General features: G+C 70.5%; 12 protein-coding genes. 2 read left to right on the top strand and 10 right to left on the bottom strand.

Annotated elements, in window-relative coordinates; translation table 11 throughout:
* Nucleotides 1–26 precede the first annotated feature (26 nt).
* The 4 genes from AWX74_RS26855 to AWX74_RS26840 form a co-directional block, all read right to left on the bottom strand.
* Nucleotides 27–2,483 (bottom strand): endonuclease/exonuclease/phosphatase family protein, encoded by a 2,457-nt coding sequence (locus tag AWX74_RS26855; RefSeq protein WP_242666433.1) that lies wholly within the window; start codon nt 2,481–2,483, stop codon nt 27–29.
* Nucleotides 2,484–2,736: 253 nt separating this feature from the next.
* Nucleotides 2,737–3,369, bottom strand: a complete 633-nt coding sequence (locus tag AWX74_RS26850; RefSeq protein WP_091282713.1) for a class I SAM-dependent methyltransferase — start codon at nt 3,367–3,369, stop codon at nt 2,737–2,739.
* Nucleotides 3,366–4,706 carry an acyltransferase gene (locus tag AWX74_RS26845; RefSeq protein WP_091282711.1) on the bottom strand — a complete coding sequence of 447 codons (1,341 nt, stop codon included), beginning with the start codon at nt 4,704–4,706 and terminating at the stop codon, nt 3,366–3,368. Before AWX74_RS26845 ends, AWX74_RS26850 begins: the two co-directional genes overlap by 4 nt.
* Nucleotides 4,703–6,352, bottom strand: a complete 1,650-nt coding sequence (locus AWX74_RS26840; RefSeq protein ID WP_165615795.1) for an AMP-binding protein — start codon at nt 6,350–6,352, stop codon at nt 4,703–4,705. Before AWX74_RS26840 ends, AWX74_RS26845 begins: the two co-directional genes overlap by 4 nt.
* Before the next feature lie 210 nt (nt 6,353–6,562).
* Between AWX74_RS26840 and AWX74_RS26835 the strand changes: the two genes are divergently transcribed.
* Both AWX74_RS26835 and AWX74_RS26830 read left to right on the top strand, forming a co-directional pair.
* Entirely contained in the window at nt 6,563–7,336 is a 774-nt protein-coding gene (locus AWX74_RS26835) for a phosphosulfolactate synthase (RefSeq protein ID WP_091282708.1), read from the top strand.
* Nucleotides 7,337–7,341: 5 nt separating this feature from the next.
* Complete coding sequence (locus AWX74_RS26830) at nt 7,342–7,746, top strand: VOC family protein (protein WP_091282706.1); 405 nt, start codon at nt 7,342–7,344, stop codon at nt 7,744–7,746.
* Here AWX74_RS26830 and AWX74_RS26825 read toward each other — a convergent pair.
* From AWX74_RS26825 to AWX74_RS26800, 6 genes are all read right to left on the bottom strand, one after another.
* Complete coding sequence (locus AWX74_RS26825; RefSeq protein ID WP_091282703.1) at nt 7,712–12,814, bottom strand: diguanylate cyclase; 5,103 nt, start codon at nt 12,812–12,814, stop codon at nt 7,712–7,714. The genes AWX74_RS26830 and AWX74_RS26825 overlap by 35 nt on opposite strands.
* A 278-nt stretch (nt 12,815–13,092) precedes the next feature.
* Nucleotides 13,093–14,337, bottom strand: coding sequence for a hypothetical protein (locus tag AWX74_RS26820; protein ID WP_091282700.1), 1,245 nt, complete (start codon nt 14,335–14,337; stop codon nt 13,093–13,095).
* Nucleotides 14,338–14,983: 646 nt separating this feature from the next.
* On the bottom strand, nt 14,984–15,130 hold the full coding sequence (locus AWX74_RS26815) for a hypothetical protein (protein WP_006538181.1): 147 nt from the start codon (nt 15,128–15,130) through the stop codon (nt 14,984–14,986).
* Between the two features lie 141 nt (nt 15,131–15,271).
* Nucleotides 15,272–16,282: a pirin family protein gene (locus tag AWX74_RS26810; protein ID WP_091282697.1), complete on the bottom strand. Its 1,011-nt coding sequence runs from the start codon at nt 16,280–16,282 to the stop codon at nt 15,272–15,274.
* 149 nt (nt 16,283–16,431) lie between these two features.
* Nucleotides 16,432–18,873 (bottom strand): arylsulfatase, encoded by a 2,442-nt coding sequence (locus AWX74_RS26805; RefSeq protein ID WP_207550422.1) that lies wholly within the window; start codon nt 18,871–18,873, stop codon nt 16,432–16,434.
* A gap of 569 nt (nt 18,874–19,442) precedes the next feature.
* Nucleotides 19,443–19,775: IS30 family transposase (locus tag AWX74_RS26800; protein WP_114476425.1), on the bottom strand; the 333-nt coding region annotated here is incomplete at its 5' end.

The following is a 19,775-nucleotide window of genomic DNA, read 5'->3' as shown; positions in this document are numbered from 1 at the left end:
TGGGTGTTACTCGACGTCCATCAGCGTTACGGGACGTCCACCACGGGGCTGCCGGGGCGGCAGCGGTCGGGAAGCGGCTCGGAGCCACATCCGGTCAGGATCCGGATGATCTGCGGGTCGTGGTCGCTGGCCTGGTCGGAGAACTCGGCGTTGATGTGCACCACACCGTAGGAGTAGCCCTTGATGGTCGGGCTGATCAGGATGTGGTCCAGCGTCTGCGAGTTGCCGTCGAACACGTAGCTGTACCGCTCGTTCACGGGCAGGTCGTTGATCAGCGGCTTGAGCAGCGCACCGTTGTCGGTCAGCGTCGCCAGGGTCGGGCTGAACTGGTAGTCGTTGATGTCACCGAGCACGACCACGCGAGCGGTGTTGCCGCTCTTGGCGGCCAGGTCGGCGACGAAGTTGCGGACCTCGGTCGCCTGGCTGGTCCGCTGGGTCTCGGAGCTGCGGGCCGGCGGCTGCACCGCGGCGGTGAGCGGGTAGTCGCCGCCCTTGCTGTTGAAGTGGTTGGCGACGACGAACAGCTGCTTGTCCCCGTCGTACAGGAACTCGCCGACCAGCGGCTTGCGGCTGGTGCTCCACGCGGAGCTCGTCGGGTTGATGCGGCCCGGCGACGCCGACAGGTAGATCTGGTTGCTGGTCGGGCGCACCTTGAGCACGCTCACGGCCGTGTTCGCGTCGCCGCCGGCGCGGTCGACGAAGGTCGTCCGGGCCGGGTTGAACAGGAACACCTGGCGGATGTTGCCACCCGGGGCGCCGCCGTCCGTGCCGTCGTTCGGGTTGATCGAACGCCAGTCGTAGGTCGGGCCGCCGGCGGCCACGATCGCCGCGATGAACTTGGCGACGGTCTGGTCGGCGGCGACGACGCCGTCGTTGACCGTGCCGTTGTTGTCCTGGATCTCCTCCAGGGCGAGGATGTCGGGCTTGCCGAGGTTCACGACGACGGCCTCGGCCAGCCGCGCGAACTTGGCGTCGGAGTCACCGGCGGTGAGGTTCTCGACGTTGTAGGTGGCGATCGACAGGTCGCCGGTCTTCTTCGGCGGGGTGACCTTCTGCCGCTTGAGGCCGCCGTCGGTGATGGTGCCGAGGGTGGTGGTCTGGATGACGTACCCGCCGAACGACTGGTAGTCGACGACGCCGACCGAACCGGCCGCGAGGGTGGAGCCGACGTTCGCGGCGGGGGCGCCGTCCAGGGCCTGCAGCATCAGTCGGCCGCTGTTGGGGTCGTCGTAGGAGACGTACGCCGAACCGCCGCGCGGGGTCTGGTTCTGGGTCGGCTTCAGGGTGACCCACAGCTCGCCGAACTCGGTGTCCACCGGGCTGATGAGGCGGGTGTCCTGGGCGACGGTGACCCGCATGCCCTCGTGGACCTCCAGCCAGTCGAGCACGTAGGAGCTCGGCTCAAGCGGCTGGGCCTCGAGGGAGCCCGTCTTGGTGAAGGTGTCGGGGAAGCTGACGGGGATCGGCGCGGGAAGCGCGTTGCCGCTGCTCAGCTTGCTGGTGGCGATCGGTCCGCCGAGCTCGGTGAGCGCCTGCGCGCCGGCGGCGGGGCGGTACTCGGTGACCCGGCCGGTGGTCAGCACCGAGTCGCCGATGGCGACGGCGGGTGAGGTGCTGCCCGTGAAGACGAAGATGCCTTCGCTGGTCAGCGGGTCGGCGTCGGCCGTCGGGTCCTGCATCCAGTAGCCGCGGGAGCTGCCGGTGGTGCGGACGGCGGTCACGATGCCGGGCACGTTGGTGACGCTCTGGCCGACGATCGGGGAGATCCGGCCGCTGCCCTGGATGTCGTGGATTCGGGTGCTGCCGGGGGTCGGGCCGGTCGGTCCGCCGTCCGGGTCGTCGGTGGCGGTCACGGTGGTGCCGGCCGTGTTGGTGGCCTTCGGCACGCCCGAGGTGAAGTCGACCGAGTTGTTGTCGGTGTCGACCAGGGAGCCACTGCGGGCGCCCGCGGTGGTGTTGGTCAGCCCGGGCGCGGCGAGGGTCTCGACGTTGGCGGTGGCGCCGTAGCCGACGAGGTCCTTGACGTTCGGCGCGGTGGAGCAGGAGATGCCGCAGCCGACCAGCGGGATGGTGTTCGTGACCAGGGCGACGACGCCGGAGGTCGCCGACATCGGGATGCTGCCCGTCGCGTCGGGGGTCGGCAGGCTGAGCGTGCCGGCTGCGCCGGCGGCCTGCTGGACCAGATACCGGCCGCCGGCCGGGATCGAGCCGTGCAGGGCGGTCATCTGGAAGACGGCACCCGCCGCCGAGGCGTACTGGACGGACCAGCCCTCGACGCTGATCGGGCTCGCCGTGAGGTTCGCAAGTTCGATGAAGTCGTTCTTGATGGTCGCGCCCGAGTTGCCGCCTCCGCCGTAGACGGCGGAGACGACGACGTCGGCCGAGAGCGCGTTCGCGGGACTGGGAAGGGCCGTCAGGGTGGCCGCGACCATAGCCGGCAGGCTCGCCGCCGTGATCAGGCGGCGTGCGCTGAGTTTTGCCACAGGTGTTCTGCTCCTCAGGGAAGATTCTCCCCAGGAGCATGGTGGCCTTCGTGACCTGGTGGAAGTGCGGTTTTAGGCGAACTGCCGCGATCGTCCTAGATGTTCCCCTTTTCTTTCCGGAGCGTTTCGCTGCTGGTGGGGAACGGTGTCGGCCCGGTGGGGATGCCGGCGGTATCCGCAGGGCTCTCGGCGGTGGGATTCCGCGTGCTCGGCTCCGGGTGCTCCAACTGCGGGTGCTCCAACTGCGGGTGCTTCAGCTTCGGGTGATCGAGGCCAGCCAGGCGGAGACGCCCATCGTGTCGAACGTGATCTCGAGGGTGGCCGGTTCCACCGCGTCGACCTGCCAGCCGTCGGCGAAGCTGCTCCGGATCTCGTCCTGGCTGATCCGGCGGGGGCCGATGTCACCGGGAACCTGGTCGCTGAAGCACAGCATGTAGTAGTGGCCACCTGGGTGGATGACGGAGTGCAGGGCCCGGACGAAGGCCTTGCGGTCCTCGTCCGTCAGCACGTGGAACAGCCCGCAGTCGAGCACCGTGTCGAACCGCTCCCGCAGTTCGGCCAGCCGCAGCGCGTCCTCGACCCGGAACCGGGCGCGCAGGCCCCGCTCGGCGGCCTTGGCCTTGGCTCGCTCGATCGCGAGCGCGGAGGTGTCGACGCCGACCACGTCGAGCCCGAGGCCGGCGGCGAGCAGGGCGTGCTCACCGGTGCCACATCCGACGTCGAGGACTCGCCCGCGCAGTTGGCCAGCGTCCGCGAGCGCCTGGAAGGCGGCCTGGGGGCGGCCGATGTCCCACGGTGGGGTGCCCTGATAGAAGACGTCGAAGTCAGCGGGATGCCGTGGCCCGAGCGGTGGCAGGGCCCCGTCCGAACCTTCGAGGATGCTCATCCCTCGCGGACCTCCTTCGCGTCACCGATCGGCCGTGACCCGATCGTTACGTTGGGTGCCGGGACTGTCGAGGCTACGCGGGCGGGGGTCGCGCGAGCCGCCGGATCGCCGTTCTGGGCCGGTTGGCGGCGCATCGGACGGCCGGACACCACCAGGCTCAACGGGGTGCGGCGGGCGAGGGCGACCAGGGCTGTCGACGCGGCCAGCGCGACCACCATGATGATCAGCGTGGACAGGGGCACGGGAAGCCTGTCGCGGAGCGAGTCGACGAGCGTGTCCACGAAGATCGGATGAACGAGGTAGACACCGAAGGACAACTCGGAGCCGACCCGCAGCAGCCGGTCCGGCGGCGATGCGGCGATCCGCCGGGCATCCCACAGCTGGCCGGCGGTGAAAAGACCGACCACGATCGCCGTGCCCCACACGATCATCACCGGCTGGAACACCGACGAGGCGAACGCGGGCGGGCGGCCGCTGCGCACGACGGCGGCGTACCACCCGGTGGCCGCCCCGGCGCCGCCCAGCACGATCAGCGCGACGAGCCCCCGGTGCCGGCCCGTCCAGGCCCGCACGGCGTCCAGCCGCATGGCCGCCACCGCACCCAGCACGACCCAGAACTGGTATGTCGGCAGCAGCGCGTGGCAGTTCTCACGCAACCAGCCGAGAATTCCGTGCCGCGGCGGGCCGTACTGGATCTCCTGCAGGATGCCGAACTGCAGCACGGCACTGCCGGCCAGCACCCAGCCCAACGCGCGGCGGGCGTGGCGGACGAGCGCGAGCAACAGCGGCAACACCAGGTAGACCTGCAGGGAGACCAGCAGGAAGTAGAGGTGGTAATGCGCGTCGCCGCTGATCAGTAGCTGGCTGAACTCGCCGAGGCCGGCGCGGAAGCCGTCCGTCTCCGCCCGGCTGACCACCGCCGACGCGCCGTACACCGCCGTCCACACGGCATAGGGCACGCCGACCAGCAGCAGCCGCCGCAACCAGAAACGGCGCAGACCCGCGCCGCGCGGCGGCCGCGACGCGTAGCTGTGGACGAGCACGAAGCCGGTGAGGACGAAGAACGCCTCCCGGGTGAAGTGCAGCAGCATCAGGGCCGCGTTGCCCGAATAGCTGCCGTTGTCGACGGTCCCGCCGGTCGCGTGCACGCCGATCACCGCGATGAAGGTCAGCACGCGGACGACATCGGCCTCGTGGACGTGACGGCCGCCGCCGGCCGGAGCACTGTCCGACCTGCTGCCTGCCGTGCTGCCTGCCGTGCTGCCTGCAGTGCCGCTAAAGGTGCTGTTCAGGGTGCCGCCGGGAGCATGCTCCGCGGGGCTGGGCGCGAGTGTCACGCCACGCCGCGGCCGTCACCGGCCGCGTGGCCGCGGTCGGGCTCGGGGAGGTCGAGCAGGTGGCGCAGCACCTTGCCGGTCGGCCCGACCGGCAGGTCGTCGACGACCTCGATCCGGACGGGGCGCTTGTGCCGTTCCAGCCGCGTGGCGCACCGGCTGGACAGGTCGGCCAGCAGCTCGCGGGTCGATGCGACCTCGTCGGCGCCGTTCCGCGTCGGCGCCACGGTCCGTCCTGTGGCCCGCCCCGAGGCGCTGTCGGCGGTGTGATCGGGCGCGGCGGTGCGGTCGGCGAGCACGACCTGGGCGACGGGTATCCGGCCCAGGACGGCGTGCGGCAGCCCGAAGACCACGGCTGAGGTGACCCGGGGGTCCGCGAGCAGCACCTCCTCCACCTCGCGGGGGAAGATCTTCTCCCCACCCCGGTTGATGACGTCGTCGCGACGGCCGGCCAGGTAGAGATAGCCGTCCTCGTCGAGCCGGCCGAGATCGCCGGTGTCGAGCCAGCCGCCCGCGCGGAACCGGTCGTTGCCGGCCTCGGTCGCGTAGGCGGAGATCACCCCGCCGCCGCGGATCTGCACCTGACCGGTCGTCCCGCACGGGCAGTGGCGCCCCTGCCGGTCGACGATCCGGATCTGCGTCCCGACGGCGCGGCCGACCGACCCTGGACGTCGCCGGCCGTCGAGCGGGTTCGCCGCGATCTGGCTCGCCGCCTCGGTCATGCCGTAGGTCTCGATCACGGGCAGCCCGGTGGAGGTCTCGAACGCCCCCAGCACGGCGACCGGCAACGGGGCGGAAGCGGACCGGACGAACCGCACCGTCCGGGTCTGTGCGGCGCTCGGGGCCGGCTGCCGCGCCAGAACGGCCAGAATCGCCGGGACCGCGTTGATCCAGGTGACGGCGTGGTTCTGGATCAGGTTCCAGAAGCCCTGCCGGTGGAAGCGTGCGTCGAGCACCAGTTCGCCGCCGGCGACCAGGGTGGCGAGCAGGCCGACGACCTCCGCGTTCACATGAACCAGGGGGAGCGGGTTGTAGCCGATGTCGGCAGGCGTCAACCGGTGATGACGGGCGATCTCGGTCGCGACGTGGAGGAGACGACCGCCGTCCAGGAACACCTGTTTGGGCGTGCCGGTGGTCCCGGAGCTGGCCAGCAGGACACCGCCCGTACCCGGGAGCGCGGCGACGGAGGCCAGGCGGCCCGAGCCGGATTCCGTTCGGCCGGGCGCCGTGACCCCGGACTCCGCTCGACTGGGTGTCGTGACCCCGGATGCCGTGACGATCAGGTCGGGCTCGAGGCCGGCCAGCCGTTCGGTCAGGTCCGGGGCCCCGGCCGGCACCGGAGCGGCACACCGGTCGCCGGCGACGATGGCCAGATAGGCGACGGCGAAGTCCATCGGGTCCGCCACCACCAGGGCGATGCGGCTGCCCGGGCCGGCACCGTGCTGGTCGAACACGTGCCACCATCGGCGGACGGAGTCGGCCAGCTGTCGGTAGGTGACCTGGCGCCCGGTGCGCGCGGCGTGCAGGTAAACGCGGTCCGCGCCGTTTCGTGCGCGTTCGTCGATCCAGTTGATCAGGGGCCGGATGCCGGCCTGGTCATCCGCGGCCCCGGGGTCGTCGCCGGCTGTCCCATCCGTGCGCCTCGTCATTGCCCAGACCATTCTGATTCTTTCTGTGGGCCCACTGTGCTCGTCCTGTGGGCGCCATATGAAGGTCGGGATAAACCTGTCAGATTCTGTGTGACTGTCTTCTCGTGGCTGGTGTCATGCGCTACACGTGGCCGGCCTGAATGCTTCCTTCAGGGTTTCTTAATCTCCCGGGGCGAAGGTCTGGCTCGACGGACCGGCGAAGGAGGAACCATGTCTCGGACCGCGCTTGCACTTCCCTCGCGGCAGGTGAGACCTCGTACCCGAGGCATCACGATGGTGATTGACAACGGTCTTCCGACTGGCTACTTCCAGGATGCGGTGGCCAGCGCCGCGGACCTGGTCGACCTGGTCAAGTTCGGCTGGGGGACGTCCGTCGTCACCGCCGACCTCGACCGCAAGACCGAGACACTGCGATCGCTCGGAATAGGTTACTTCTTCGGTGGGACGCTGTTCGAGAAGCATGTCATGCAGAACCGCTTCGAGGACTTCCGGGAGTTCTGCCACGTCCACTCCTGTAGTCATGTCGAGGTCTCGAACGGAACGATCGACCTGTCCAACCAGGAGAAGTGCGCTTTCATCCGGAAGCTGGCCGGCGATTTCACCGTGCTGAGCGAGGTGGGTTTCAAGGACGGTGAGCGCTCCGAACGGCTCTCCCCGTCGCGCTGGATCGACTGTATTCACGCGGATCTGGACGCAGGTGCGGAGCTTGTCATCGCAGAGGCCCGGGAAAGTGGAAGCAGCGGGATCTGCCGGCCGGACGGCCGGCTGCGTTTCGGGCTGATCGAGGACATTCTCGACGCGGGGTTCCCGGTCGATCGTCTCCTCTTCGAGGCGCCGACCAGGACCCTGCAGACCTATTTCGTGCGCCGGGTCGGGACGGAGGTCAACCTCGGCAACATCGCGCCGGCCGAGGTGATCGCCCTGGAGACGCTGCGGCTGGGGCTGCGCTCCGACACGATGCTCGACGTCGGCGCGGGGGCCTGACACTCATGCGTGACAGCGGCGACACCTTCCACCTCGCCATTCCGGTCTACGACCTGGCCGAGGCCGTCGAGTTCTACGTCGGCCGGCTCGGCTGCAAGCTGGCCCGGCGCTATCCCGACCGGATCACCCTGGACTTCTTCGGCGACCAGGTGGTCTGCCATCTGGTCGAGCGGCCGGCCGCGGCGGCGCCCCCCGGGCTGTACCCACGCCATTTCGGCGTGACGTTCCGCCAGGCCGCCGACTTCGAGCGGCTGCTGCGCCTGGTCGAGCTCCGCGGGATTCCCGTGTTCGGGCCCACGAGCATCCGCTTCGAAGGCCTCGCGGAGGAGCACCAGACGCTCGTGCTGCGCGACCCCGCGGACAACCTGCTGGAGTTCAAGCACTACCTGGACCCGCGGATGATGTACTGACCGCCGCCAGGCACGGGCGGGTCAGCACCACCTCGGCCCGGTTGCGGCCGCCTCGCTTCGCGCGGTAGAGCGCCGCGTCGGCACATTCGACGAATCCCGCGAGGTCGTCCCGCGAGGTGGGAACGAGCGCCGTCGTGCCGATGCTCACCGTCACCACCCGGGTGGCGACCCGCGGGTGCGGCTCGGCCAGCGCCTCGACGGCCGCGCAGATGTGCCGGGCCAGCCGGGCGGCGCCGGCGGCATCGGTGTCGGGCATGACGACGGCGAACTCCTCGCCGCCGTAGCGTGCGGCGATCAGTGGATCCTGCAGGCTCCCGGCGACACAGCGGGCGACCAGTCGCAGGCAGTGGTCCCCGGCGCCGTGCCCGAAATGATCATTGTAAAGCTTGAAATGGTCGATGTCGACCATCGCGAGGGCGATGGGGGTCCCGCGCCGCCGGGCCTGGCGCCATTCGTGGTCGAGGATCTCGTCCAGCCGCCGGCGGTTCGCGAGCCCCGTCAACGGGTCGGTCACCGACAGCTGCTTCAGCTGCCGGTTCGCGGCGGCGAGCTGCTGGGTGCGCTGCTCCACCTTGCGTTCGAGCGACGCGTACATGAGTGCGTTGTCGAGCGAGACCGCCAGCTGGCCGGCGACGAGCATGATCCCTTCGAGGCGGTCCGCGGAGAAGGCATGACTGATCATGCGGTTCTCCAGCAGCAGCATCGCCCGGAGCCGGCCGCGGGTCGAGATGGGTACGGCGAGCAGCGAGCAACGGTCCTGCGGGCAGAAGCACGGGTCGCGGCGGAACCGGTCGTCGGTCGCGACGTCGGTGACGACAACCGGCTCACCGGTCCGTTCCGCGTACCAGACGACGGACGGTGGCAGGAGATGGCGCTGGCCCGCCTCCCGCAGGGAGATCGCCGGACCGGCGTCGGTGGTCACCGTCCAGGCCTCCCGCTCCTCGTCACGCAGCAGCAGGTGGACGTCGGTCGCCCCGGTCATCTCCGAGAGGATCCCCACGACCGCGGCCCGCAGGCCCGCCACGCTCGTCTCCGAGCTGAGCGCCCGGGACGCGGCGACGATGCCCCGCAGGTCGATGGTGCCCGTCGTGACGAGCGAGCGCCCGCCCGCCCGCTTCCGCGGGCCCCCGACGAGCAGTTCCTCTGCCGGCGGCCCGGACCGCAGGCCTGGGCTGCCCCAGTCGAGCTGGTTGACCTTCGCGGTGGCGCCCCAGCCCGCGTAGACCCGGCGGGTTCCGACCAGGAGCAGCCGACCCGCGACCTCCAGCCCGTGACCCAGGTAGAAACGGGCAGCCTCCTCCAGGATCAGCGCGAGGTGCCAGGGCCGGGACCGCGAGATGGCCTCCCTGTGCGCCGCGTCGAACATGTAGGAGGCGCGCTGGAAGTCGCCGATGGCCCAGGCCTGTTCCGCCTGCGCCAGATACAGCACGTGCAGGAAGTTGACCGGAGCGTCGGCCGCCCGGCCGGACAGCCAGACGATCATCTCGTCCAGTTCCTCGCGCGGATCCCCGGCTGGCGCGTCCCCAGCCGGCGGATTCCCCGTCGGCGGGTCCTGGGCCGGCGCGTTCTCGGCCGGCGGATTCCCCGCCAGCGGGCGATCGGTGCTCGGCTGCCGGTGCCCCGATCGGATCTGCTGGGCCAGCATCAGCACCCGCAGCAGACGAGCAGCAACGATCATGTAGCTCGCCTCGAACGGGGCGAGCAGCGGTTCCACGGCGGCGAGATGCCGGGCCAGGTCGGCCGGGCGGTCGAAGACGGCGGCGAGGATCGCGTTGGTGATGTGGAAGTGCACGACGGCCACCGAGTTGCCCGCCATCAGGGCGAGCTCGGCCGTCTCATCGGTGTGGACGTCCTCGGTCTCGCCGCGCAGCGCCGCCACGAGCCGGCGGAAGACCCGCGCGGACTCCTCGGCCCGCTGGTTACCGGTCCGCGTCGCCAGCTTCATCGCCGCCTCCGCCTCGGCCGCGATGAGGTCGAGTGAGGGCGCACAGTCCAGCAGGTTGAACAGCAGGCAGTGATGTGCCCAGCAGGCACCCTGGAAGTCGCCGCTTTGGACGAGCTCGTCCAGCGCCCGCCGGGTCGCGGAGAGGTTGTGCTCGAGGGGCTCGAACCAGTGGCCGCAGGTGATCAGGTAATGGAACTCCGCCAGCCAGACCTCGGGCTCGTAGCCCCGCGCATGGCCCACGGCGAGCAGGCGACGCAGGATGCGGTGCCCGGCGCGGTAGTCGGCCCGGCGGGTGATCGTCGTGATCGCGATCTGGCTCGCCGGCCCCAGCAGGGCGCGGCTCGGGCCGTCCTGGGCCCAGATCGCCAGGGTCCGCACGGTCAGCCAGGCGAGCATCATGTGGTCGCTGAAGAACGCCGCCGGCGAGAGCCCGTTGATCACATTGACGGCACTGCGCCGCACCTCGTCGACCAGCTCCGCGCGCCGCAGATCATCGGTGTCGCTCGTGGTGTCGATCCACCGGTAGGCGGCGTCGAGCCCGCTGTCGATCTCCGCGTCCAGCTGCTCGTGGTCCGGGACGGTCATCCCGAGCCGTCTCAGCTGCTCGACGCCGAGCCCGATCGCCTCGGTCGCACGCGCGCGATCGGTGAGGCTGCGAATCTGGATCACGGTCGGGGCCGTGCGCTGGAGCGGATCGGTGCACAGGCGGTCGATGATCTGGAAGACCTCGTCGGCCTCGTCGAGCAGGCCGAGGTCGCGCAGCGCCGCGTGCCGCTCGATGTGCACGGCGAGCAGCGCGTCGACCTCGGACGGATCGAGCAGCGTCGCGGCGGCGGCCGTGTACCTCTCCACCTGGGCGTGGTTGGACAGCACCTTCGCCTCGCCCGCGGCCCTTCGCAGCAGCGCCGCCGCTCGCCGCCGCTCCGCCGGGTCGTGGATGGCGCCGAGGACCGGCAGGTACTGCTCCGCCGCCGCGGAGAGATACTCCGCGTCCCTGCGCTGTGGATGCGGGTCGTCCGGGTCCTCGCCATGGCCGGCAAGATTGCGGGCCAGCCGCAGGCGCGTCGCGTCCTGCGACTGCCGGGTGAGCCCGACCAGCGCCGTCTGGCGGGTCCGGTCGTCCTGGAACCGCACCGAATGGCGGCCGCCGTCCACGGTCTCGGGCACCAGCACGCCGATCTCGATCGCCAGGGCGAGCCGTCGTTCCACCTCGTCCGTCGGCAGTGCGGTGGCGGCGGCCAGCAGATCCAGATCGACGTGGGCGCCCAGGCAGGCCACCATCGCGAGCAGGTCGACGGTGACACCCGGCAGCGCGGCGACCCGGGCCGTCAGCAGTTCGGCGAAGTCGATCCGATGCAGCCGGCGGCGCAGTGCCTCCGGATCCCACTGCCAGCCACCCGGACGGAGGTCCAGGAGCTCCTCGCGGCGCAGGGTGGTGAGGAGATCGAGGGTGTCGCGCGGATTTCCCCGGGTCGCCGGTGCCAGCATGCGTGCCAGTTCGGCCGCCGGTCCCGTCGCGACGTGCAGGACGTCCGCTATCAGCGCTGCCTGGGCTGCCGGTGTGAGGTTCTCCAGCCGCAGCTGGCGCGGCCCGTGCGGCTGGCCGAGCCAGTGACCGAGCGGTCCCGCCAGCGGAGTGGTCGCGCCGACCTCGCTGGCACGGTAGGCACCGACCAGCAGCAGCCCGTCCACCTCCGCGCTTCCACCGAAGATCGGTTCGAGGATGCCCAGCGGGGTTCGGTTGGCCCACTGCAGATTGTCCACGAAGCAGACCACCGGGCGTTCCGTCGACGCGACCGCACGCAGGATCTCGACGCCGGTGTGCGCCGCGCGGGCCCGCCTCGTCATCAGGTCACCCGGCGCGGCCTGGACGTCCAGCAGAACCCCCAGCTCCGGCACCGCGGCGGCGGCCAGGCCCACGTTGCGGCCCAGACCGCGACGTAGCCGGTCCCGATACCCGACCAGGCGTTCCTCGGGCTCCGCCAGCAGCAGCCGACCGAGGGCCCGGATCGCGCGGAGAAAGCCGCTGTGTGCCTGGTCGAGGCGGTGCTGGTCGAACGCCCCGGCCACGAACCAGCCGCCGTGACCGGCCGCGATCACCCTCAGCTCGTCGACCAGGGCCGTCTTGCCGACCCCGGCCTCGCCCTCGACGAGGACCGAACGCGGTTGGCCGGCCATGACCGCCAGGAACGCGCCACGCAGTTCGTCGATCTGCTGATTGCGGCCGACGAGCCTTGACGACGTCAGCTGACGGTCCCACCGGTCGCGGGCTCCGGGGCGGGCCGGCGGCGTGCCGCGACGGATCAGGGCGAGATCATGTGCGAGCCCCTCGGCGCTCTGGTAGCGGTCATCGGGCTCCTTCTCGAGCAGGTGCGCGATGACCTGCGCCAGCGCACGGGGCACTGCCGGGTTTCGTTCCGACGCCGGTACCGGCACCCGGGCGAGGTGGTCGTGGATGATGCGCAGCGGGTCGTCCGCCCCGAAGGGCGGCGCTCCCGCCGCCAGCTCGTACAGGGTCGCGCCGACGGCGTACAGGTCGGCGCGGTGGTCGATGGGACGGCTGGTCCGGCCGGTCTGCTCCGGCGCCAGGTACGGGACCGTGCCGATGATCGCGGCGTGGTGGGTGAACTCGCTGCGCATCGACGTGAGCGTGGTGGCGAGCGCGAAGTCGATCAGGCACACGTCCCCGTCCGGGGTGGCCACGACGTTCGCCGGGCTGATGTCCCGGTGCACGACACCGCGGTGGTGCATGCCCGCGACCGCCCGGGCCAGCGCTTCGGCGACGGCGAGCAGCAGGTCCGGCCCGAGTGGCGTGCGCCAGCCCGAGAGCGCCGTGCCGTTGATGTCCTCCAGCAGGATTGATCCCGAGCTTTCCTTGATGTCCGTCTCGTGCTCGACGTCCGCTTTGTGTTCGACGTCCGGCGCGGCGGCGAGTTGGACCACGCCCTGGACACCGGCCAGGCGCTGGAGGATCTTCGCTTCATGCCGCAGCCGCCGCCCGGCACCCCGGCCCAGCGCCTCCTTCCGGATCAGCGGACCGGTCGGGCCCGCAACCCTGGTGACCCGGGTGCGCTCGGTCTCCGCGAGCACCACGGGAAGGAGCGGCGAGGGCGTCGGTGACATGGGCGGATCCCGGCCCGGCGACCTGGGTCGGGCCGCCTGCTCCAGCCGTTGCACGTCGCGCGAGACCTGGCCCACGCTGCAAGTCTTCCCCGACCGCGTCGTCGGTATCGAGTTGATCAGCGACCGCCCGTCGCGCGGTCGTTCTGCCCCGGATCGCGCCCCAGACCGCGCCCGGATCGCGCCCCGGATCGCGCCCCAGACCGCGCCCGGATCGCGCCCCGGATCGCGCCCAGGACCGTGCTCCGGGGCGGCGGGACGAGGTGGTGCCGAGGCCGGTCCTAGGCGTTCGCGGCGCGTGGTTTCGGGCCGGTGGCCCGCATGTTCACCAGCCTGCCCAGCAGGTCGAACCAGAAGGGCGCGCCGGCCGTCAGCGCGAAACAGGCGATCGCGATACCGGCGATCTTCAGCAGCCACCCGCCGACCGAGGTCGGCACCTCCCGCGGGTCGTCGCGCCGGTCGGACGCATCGACCCAACCGACCGGGATGGACAGCCCGGATGCGTCGCGTACCGCCTCGATGCTGCGCTCCGCGGCCTCACCCACCGTCGCGTCACCATCCGCGGTCACGTCGGTGCCCGTGGTTGTTCCGCTGCCGGTGGCCACGTCGTCGCCGGCCGTGCCCACCTCGGCGACGGCGGCGGCCACCGCGGCCTGCCGTACGGTCCCGTCCTGCCAGAGCGCCCGGGTGATCGCGATGGCGTCCAGGTTGAACGCGGCCGACAGCAGGATCGCGTAAGCGAGCAGGAACGCGGTGATGTGCCGCTTGTACCAGCCCGAGAGGCGGTCCATCGCGTCGTCGTACCAGCGCGCCAGATCGGCGATGATCTTCTCGCGGTCGCCGCCGGCCTTGACGATCGCGGCGGTCAACGCCGTCCGGGCGGGGGAGGGCGGCAGCGCGGCGAGGCTTTCCTCCAGCGAGGCGACGGCGCCGGTCCGGACGGCGGCGACGAGGGCGGCGGCCACCACCCGCCCGGTCGGGTGCTCCGCGGGCATGGCCTGGTGCAGGGCCGTGGCGGTCTGCTCGTCGAGCACCCGGCGCGCGGCGTCATACGCGCGCTGGTAGGCCGCCCGGATCTCGGCCGGGATCTCCGCGGGCAGGTTCTCCGGCCGGAGCTGGTGCAGCATGACCCGTGCGGGTGGGTCCACGAGATCGAGCAGGGCCTGCGCGAACGCGGTCGATGGCAGGTAGGACGGCAGCCGCAGCCGCCGGGCCCGGCGGATCGACGCCCAGAACCCGCTGACCGGGGGATGGTCGGCGACGTTCACCGGCAGCGCGTCCCTGCCGGTGGCTCGCAGGACCCGCAGCGGCCCGTCGAGGAGCTCGGCGGTGACATCGGGTCCATCCGCCGGGCCACCGGCCTGGCGGATTCCGCCGAGGAGCCGACGGAGCTCGGCTTCGAGCCGCAGCCCCCGGTAGCGGAACAGGGCGAGGACGGTCTCGTTGATCCGCGAGATCGCCAGGCTGAACGCGGCGAAGATCAACGCCAGCCCGACCAGCACGTCAAGAGCCGATGAGTCCGGCATGCCCCCGCTTCCAGTCTCCTCGGCGCCCGGTGGCCCCTACCAGTTCCGTGGGAGTTCCCGCACCGGGCGATCCGACCTGAACGGCGTATTTCTACACCCCAACCGCACGTATTACGCAAAACCGCACGTCAGAAGGGTCCGGCAACGACGGCTTCGACGGGTCGCGGTGATGGGGGGTGCCGGTCGTTCTGCAGCGCGCAGCGAAATCCCGGGCTTCGAACCTCTGGTCGCTGCTGGTGCCGAGCAAGACAGCTGATGGAGTGCGAACCGCACCCGCGCGGCCACCCGTCGATGATCGCGCACCGCCGCACAGCGCCAGCAGTTCGCCTCAAGAGAGACAAAAGGGGCATAAATACACCCGGCAACCCGCAAGAAGTGAGGATTTTGGTCGTCGGAACGACCAAAATCGTTCACTCTTGCGACTCGCCAAACCGGGCTACCGGGAGACCGGGCTCTCGGAGTCCGGCCGCATTCGTGGGGTGCGAACGTCCTCGCCTACCCGACCAGCGATCCTGATCGGCGCCCAGCTGCGACCGGCTCCAGAGCAGCCAAGATCCTCAGATCTTCGAGCTGAGGCTTCGAGCTTCCACTGCTGCCGAGCCCCACCCCGCGGCCGGAGCGCGGGGCTCGAAGTGGCGCGGATCGATCAGAACGCGAGGAACAGGATCTGCTCCCGGGAGTACTCATGGCCCGGGTGCTTCTCGGCGAGATGGGCCTGGGTCTTCTCCACGAGGTCGTCGTCGTCCTCACCCTCGATGAATTCGCCACACGGGCAGCTGAGACGTCGTGCCACGGTTCCTCCTCCGCTCCGTGGTGGACGTCCTGTGCCGCCCACCGACAGGTTCGAAGCCATCTTTGCCGTCGGAATCGTCCCGTGCACGTGTTGGCGTGAACGGCCGTACGGCTGGTGGCGGTTTGCTCACAGCGCCGTGGATCACGGCCTGGCGCGTGGCTTGATTCTGCCCTCCGGCAGCGGCGGGGCGGGCAGCCAGGCGGGGCCGCCGATGTACCCCTCGACCCGGCCGAACCGGTCGGACTGGTTCTGCCAGGCCTCGCGGTAGGCGGCGATCTCCTCGTGGCTGCGCCCGATGAAGTTCCACCACATGACGATGTCTTCGTCGAAGGGCGCCCCACCGATCAGCACGACCCGTGCCGGGTCGTTGCCGGGGTTGTCCAGCGTCAGGCTCGCCGCACCCGACGCGAGGTACCCCAGCTCGCCGGCCGCGACCCGCTGCCCGGCGGTGTCCGGAGGACCCGCGCCCGCGTCGGCGCCCGCGGTCACCTCGACGTCACCGGTGTCCACCAGGACGCCGTGCTCGTAGCCGGGACCGACGGGCAGCGTCAGCCGGGTTCCCGGTGCGAGCACGAGCTCGGCGCCGAGCAGCGGCGAGAACGTGCGTACCGGTGACCGCTCGCCGGCGAGCTCGCCCAGGAAGACCCGAGCCGTCGCGCCGTCGAGGTCCACGACCGGCGGAACGTGGTGCTGGAAGTCGCGGGGGGCGTCGCGGTGAGCGTCGGGCAGTGCGACCCAGAGCTGCACCCCGTGCAGGATCGTCGTCCCCGGGGCGGTCACCTCGGAGTGGCAGATGCCGTGCCCGCCCGTCATCAGGTTCACCTCGCCGGGGCGGACGAACGCATGGGTTCCCAGGCTGTCGCGGTGCTCCAGGACTCCGGCGAACAGCCAGCTCACCGTCTGCAGCCCGGTGTGCGGATGCGGCGGCACATCCATGCCGCCGCCCGCTGAGACGTCATGCGGACCATAGTGGTCGACAAAGCACCAGGCGCCGATCATCGAGCGGTTGTGGCGGGGCAGGGTGCGCCGCACCGTCATCGCGTCGGCTCCGCCGAGCGGGACGTCGTGCGGGGAGATGATCTCGACGACCTGCCCCGAGCGTTCGTCGGCCCGGCACCGGATCTCGGCGGAAACCGTTTCCACATTGCTCACAGCGCACCGTCACCCCTGGTCGGCCAGCATCTGAACTGCACAACCTATTGCGACGATGCCCGTGTTCCACCAGTTCCGGTGCCGGACCCGAGATCGGAAGCATCCCGGACGCGGGTGCCGGCGCCCATGCCTCCCGCGCGCACCTGTGCCTACTCGAACGCGGCCGCGGCCTCCCGCATCACCCGGACCAGCGTCTCGAGATCGTCCGGACCCGGCTCGCCGGACGTGTAGGTCACGCTGCGCAGGTGGCCGGTGTAACGGAACGTCCGGTGCCGCTCGTGGACGGGCCAGGAGACCGGGGAGCGGCGGTCCACGCCGACGCTGATCCCCTGGAACGGCGCCATGCCGATCAGCTGGTGGACGCTGGCGAGCCGCCCCGTCTCGACTCCGTCGACGAGGACCCGCCACTCCCAGCGCAGGCCCGCCTGCGCCGCCACCGCGATGCGAACGGCATGCACGCCTTCGTCCAGCGGCCCGGCGTCCACCTCGTGCAGCGTGCCGTACTCGTTGTAGGCGAGGTGGAGCCGGCCGTTCTCCACGTAGACGCTGTAACCGCCGCCCTGGTCACCGTGCGAGACGAGGACACCCGCGTCGTCCGCGGCGTGCCAGGTCAGGTCGATGTCGATGTCGAAGGACCGGAACGTGATCAGTTTGGCGGACCGGTACCGCTCAAGCTCCGGCGTGCCGGCCAGCAGGATGACCGGGCGGCGCAGGCGCTCCTCGGCCGGGTTGCGGATGGCCAGGCCGCCGCTCGCGTCGGTGAGCGGGAAGACGCCGTTGCGCCAGGCGGCGTCCTCCCAGGCGGCGGCCAGCGCCGCGACGACATCGGGGTGCTCGGCGGAGATGTCGTCGATCTCGGTCGGATCCTCGGCCAGGTTGTACAACGCCCATTCACCGTCGTCGTACGGTGTGCCGAACCGGTGCAGGGTGACGAGCTTCCAGCCATCCCGGTAGTAACTGCGGTTACCGGTCATCTCACAGTACTGTTCACTGTGGGTGCTGGTCGTGCTCTGGTCGGTCAGGACGGGCACGAAACTGACCCCGTCGAGTTCCTGGACGACCTGCCCGTGGCGCTGTTCGGGCCGTTTCACGCCGGCCAGCTCGAGCAGCGTGGGCGCGATGTCGGTGACGTACTGGTACTGCGCCCGGATGCCGTCGTCCGCCCCGGTCCGGCGCAGGCCGGCCGGCCAGGAAAGCACGAAGGGAACCCGCACCCCGCCGGCGTGGGTCTGGCCCTTGTAAAGCCGGAACGGGGTGTTCGACGCCATTCCCCAGCCGCGGGGATAGTGCACCAGGCTCTGTGGCCCGCCGATGAGGTCGATCTCGCGCTCGACGTCGGGATTCCAGTCGGCGGGAAGCAGCGGGTAGTGAACGAAACGGCTGAAGTAGCTGCGGGTGCCCTCCGGGCCGCCTTCGCCGGTTCCGCCGTTGTCCGAGGTGAAAAGGATGATGGTGTTGTCCAGCTCCCCGAGGGCTTCCAGGGTGTCCACCAGGCGGCCGAGGTTCTGGTCGACATTGTCGACCATCGCGGCGTACACCTCCATGTACCGGGCGTACAGGCGCTGTTCTTCCGGGGAGAGGTCAGCCCAGGCGCCGACCTCGAATCCGGCCTCGAAGTTGCGGCGTGGCAGTCGGGTGCCCGGCGGGAACATGCCGGCGTCGAGCTGCCGGCCGAACCGGCTCTCCCGTAGTTCGTCCCAGCCGTCGGCGTACCGGCCGCGGTGCCGTTCGAGATCCTCCGCCTTCGCCTGCAACGGGCCGTGCACCGCGTTGTGCGCGAGGTAGAGGAAGAAAGGCTTGTCCGGGTCGTGCGCCCGCAGCGACTTCACCATCGAGATCGCCTCGTCGGTGATCGCGTCGGTGTAGTAGTAGTCGTCCGGCAGCTCGTCGATGTCGAGCGGGCTGTTGTCCCGGACCAGCTGATGCGGGTGGAACAGGCTGGTCAGCCCTTCGAGGACGCCGTAGTAGCGCTCGAAGCCCTTCTGCAACGGCCAGTTGCGCCGGTCGTCGGCGGCGTTCGAGGCGGAATCCCTCGTCAGGTGCCACTTGCCGACCGCGTAGGTGGCATACCCGCCGTCGTGGAGAATCTCTGCCAGGGTGGGGATGTCGTCGGCGATCTCCATGCCGTAGCCCGGGAAGCCGGGGTCGGCGTTCGCAACCAGCGAATAGCCCACACGGTGCGGATTCAGGCCGGTGAGCAGGGCGGCTCGGGCCGGCGAGCACAGCGGCATGGTGTGGTAGTTCGTCAGCCGCACCCCGCGGTCGGCGAGCCGGTCCAGCACGGGTGTGGGAATCTCCGAGCCGAACGGGCCGATGTCGCTGTAGCCCAGATCGTCGACGAGCACCACGACGATGTTGGGTGCCCCGGGTGCGGGTGTCTCCCGCGGTGCCCAGGCCGGCTCCGACTGGCCCATCGTGCGTCCGATCCGGCCCGGGAAGTTGGCATACGGATCGCGGCGCCGCGGCGTGCCGACCGGCGTTGCCGCAGGCGTGCCCGCGTCCGCGGGCTGCAGGCCCGTGTCCGTGCCCGCTTCCGCATTCGTGGACTGCGCGCCCGGCCTGGCGTTCTCTCCCGGGGCCTGATCGGTCATACGGCTGTTCCTCGTTTCGTCGGGTATGCAGTCTGCGATGCAATGCGATGCGGGCGGAAAATGGCGCGCCAGATCTCCGCGTGACGTGAGGTGCCCGCCCGCGCAGGAAAACGCCTACTTAGCTGAGAAAGAAGACCCGCACTGGGCGGAGTGGTATCGCCGAAATATCGGCGCGCATTGATCGAGTCGGTGTCAGTGGCGACACAGACAGCTGGTGACGTGAACATGCTCCACCGTGCACCGCGCGGACAACGTCACCCCGATCACGTTTACCACTATCTTGGTAGACAAGTGGCCTGTCAAGCGGGCTGCCTGATCCGAGGAAGGGAGGGTCGGCCTATCGCCTGTGGTAGTCGATGGGTTACTCGGCCGCTTCTCGGGGCTCTGTTGCGCGCTCTCCACCCCCACCGCCATGATCCTCGGGCTGCCTGGCGGTGGCGGTAGCTCGAGGTCGCCCGTCGGGGGTCATGCGGCGCCGCGCCGCGCCAAGCGATTCGCCGCAAGAGGGGCAAAAGGGGCACGGGCCAGCCTGGCAACCCGCAAGAAGTGAGGATTTTGGTCGCTTGTCTTCAGGGGGTCATCGCACAGGCTTCTGCGTAGACCTGTGATGGTGTCTTCCAACCCAGGGTCTGTCGAGGTCGGGCGTTGAGCTGAGCGGCGACGCGAGCGAGGTCGTCGGGGGTATGGACGGACAGGTCGGTGCCCTTGGGGAAGTACTGGCGGAGCAGACCGTTGGTGTTCTCGTTGCTACCGCGTTGCCAGGGGCTGTGGGGATCGCAGAAGTAGACCGGGATCCCGGTCGCGACGGTGAACCGGGCATGCCGCATCATCTCGACGCCCTGGTCCCAGGTCACCGAACGGCGTAGCCGCTCGGGGATCCCGGCCGCGGCCTCGCTGAGCGC

The sequence above is a fragment of the Parafrankia irregularis genome, from assembly GCF_001536285.1.
GTDB classification, from domain to species: domain Bacteria; phylum Actinomycetota; class Actinomycetes; order Frankiales; family Frankiaceae; genus Parafrankia; species Parafrankia irregularis.
Note: the sequence above shows the minus strand (reverse complement) of the source record. Positions and strands in the feature narration are given on the sequence as shown.

Excerpts from the sequence above, each read along its gene's own strand:
- AWX74_RS26825 (WP_091282703.1), bottom strand. The coding sequence starts at position 12,814 with ATGTCACCGACGCCCTCGCCGCTCCTTCCCGTGGTGCTCGCGGAGACC.
- AWX74_RS26805 (WP_207550422.1), bottom strand. The coding sequence starts at position 18,873 with ATGACCGATCAGGCCCCGGGAGAGAACGCCAGGCCGGGCGCGCAGTCC.
- AWX74_RS26850 (WP_091282713.1), bottom strand. The coding sequence starts at position 3,369 with ATGAGCATCCTCGAAGGTTCGGACGGGGCCCTGCCACCGCTCGGGCCA.
- AWX74_RS26835 (WP_091282708.1), top strand. The coding sequence starts at position 6,563 with ATGTCTCGGACCGCGCTTGCACTTCCCTCGCGGCAGGTGAGACCTCGT.
- AWX74_RS26840 (WP_165615795.1), bottom strand. The coding sequence starts at position 6,352 with ATGACGAGGCGCACGGATGGGACAGCCGGCGACGACCCCGGGGCCGCG.
- AWX74_RS26830 (WP_091282706.1), top strand. The coding sequence starts at position 7,342 with ATGCGTGACAGCGGCGACACCTTCCACCTCGCCATTCCGGTCTACGAC.
- AWX74_RS26820 (WP_091282700.1), bottom strand. The coding sequence starts at position 14,337 with ATGCCGGACTCATCGGCTCTTGACGTGCTGGTCGGGCTGGCGTTGATC.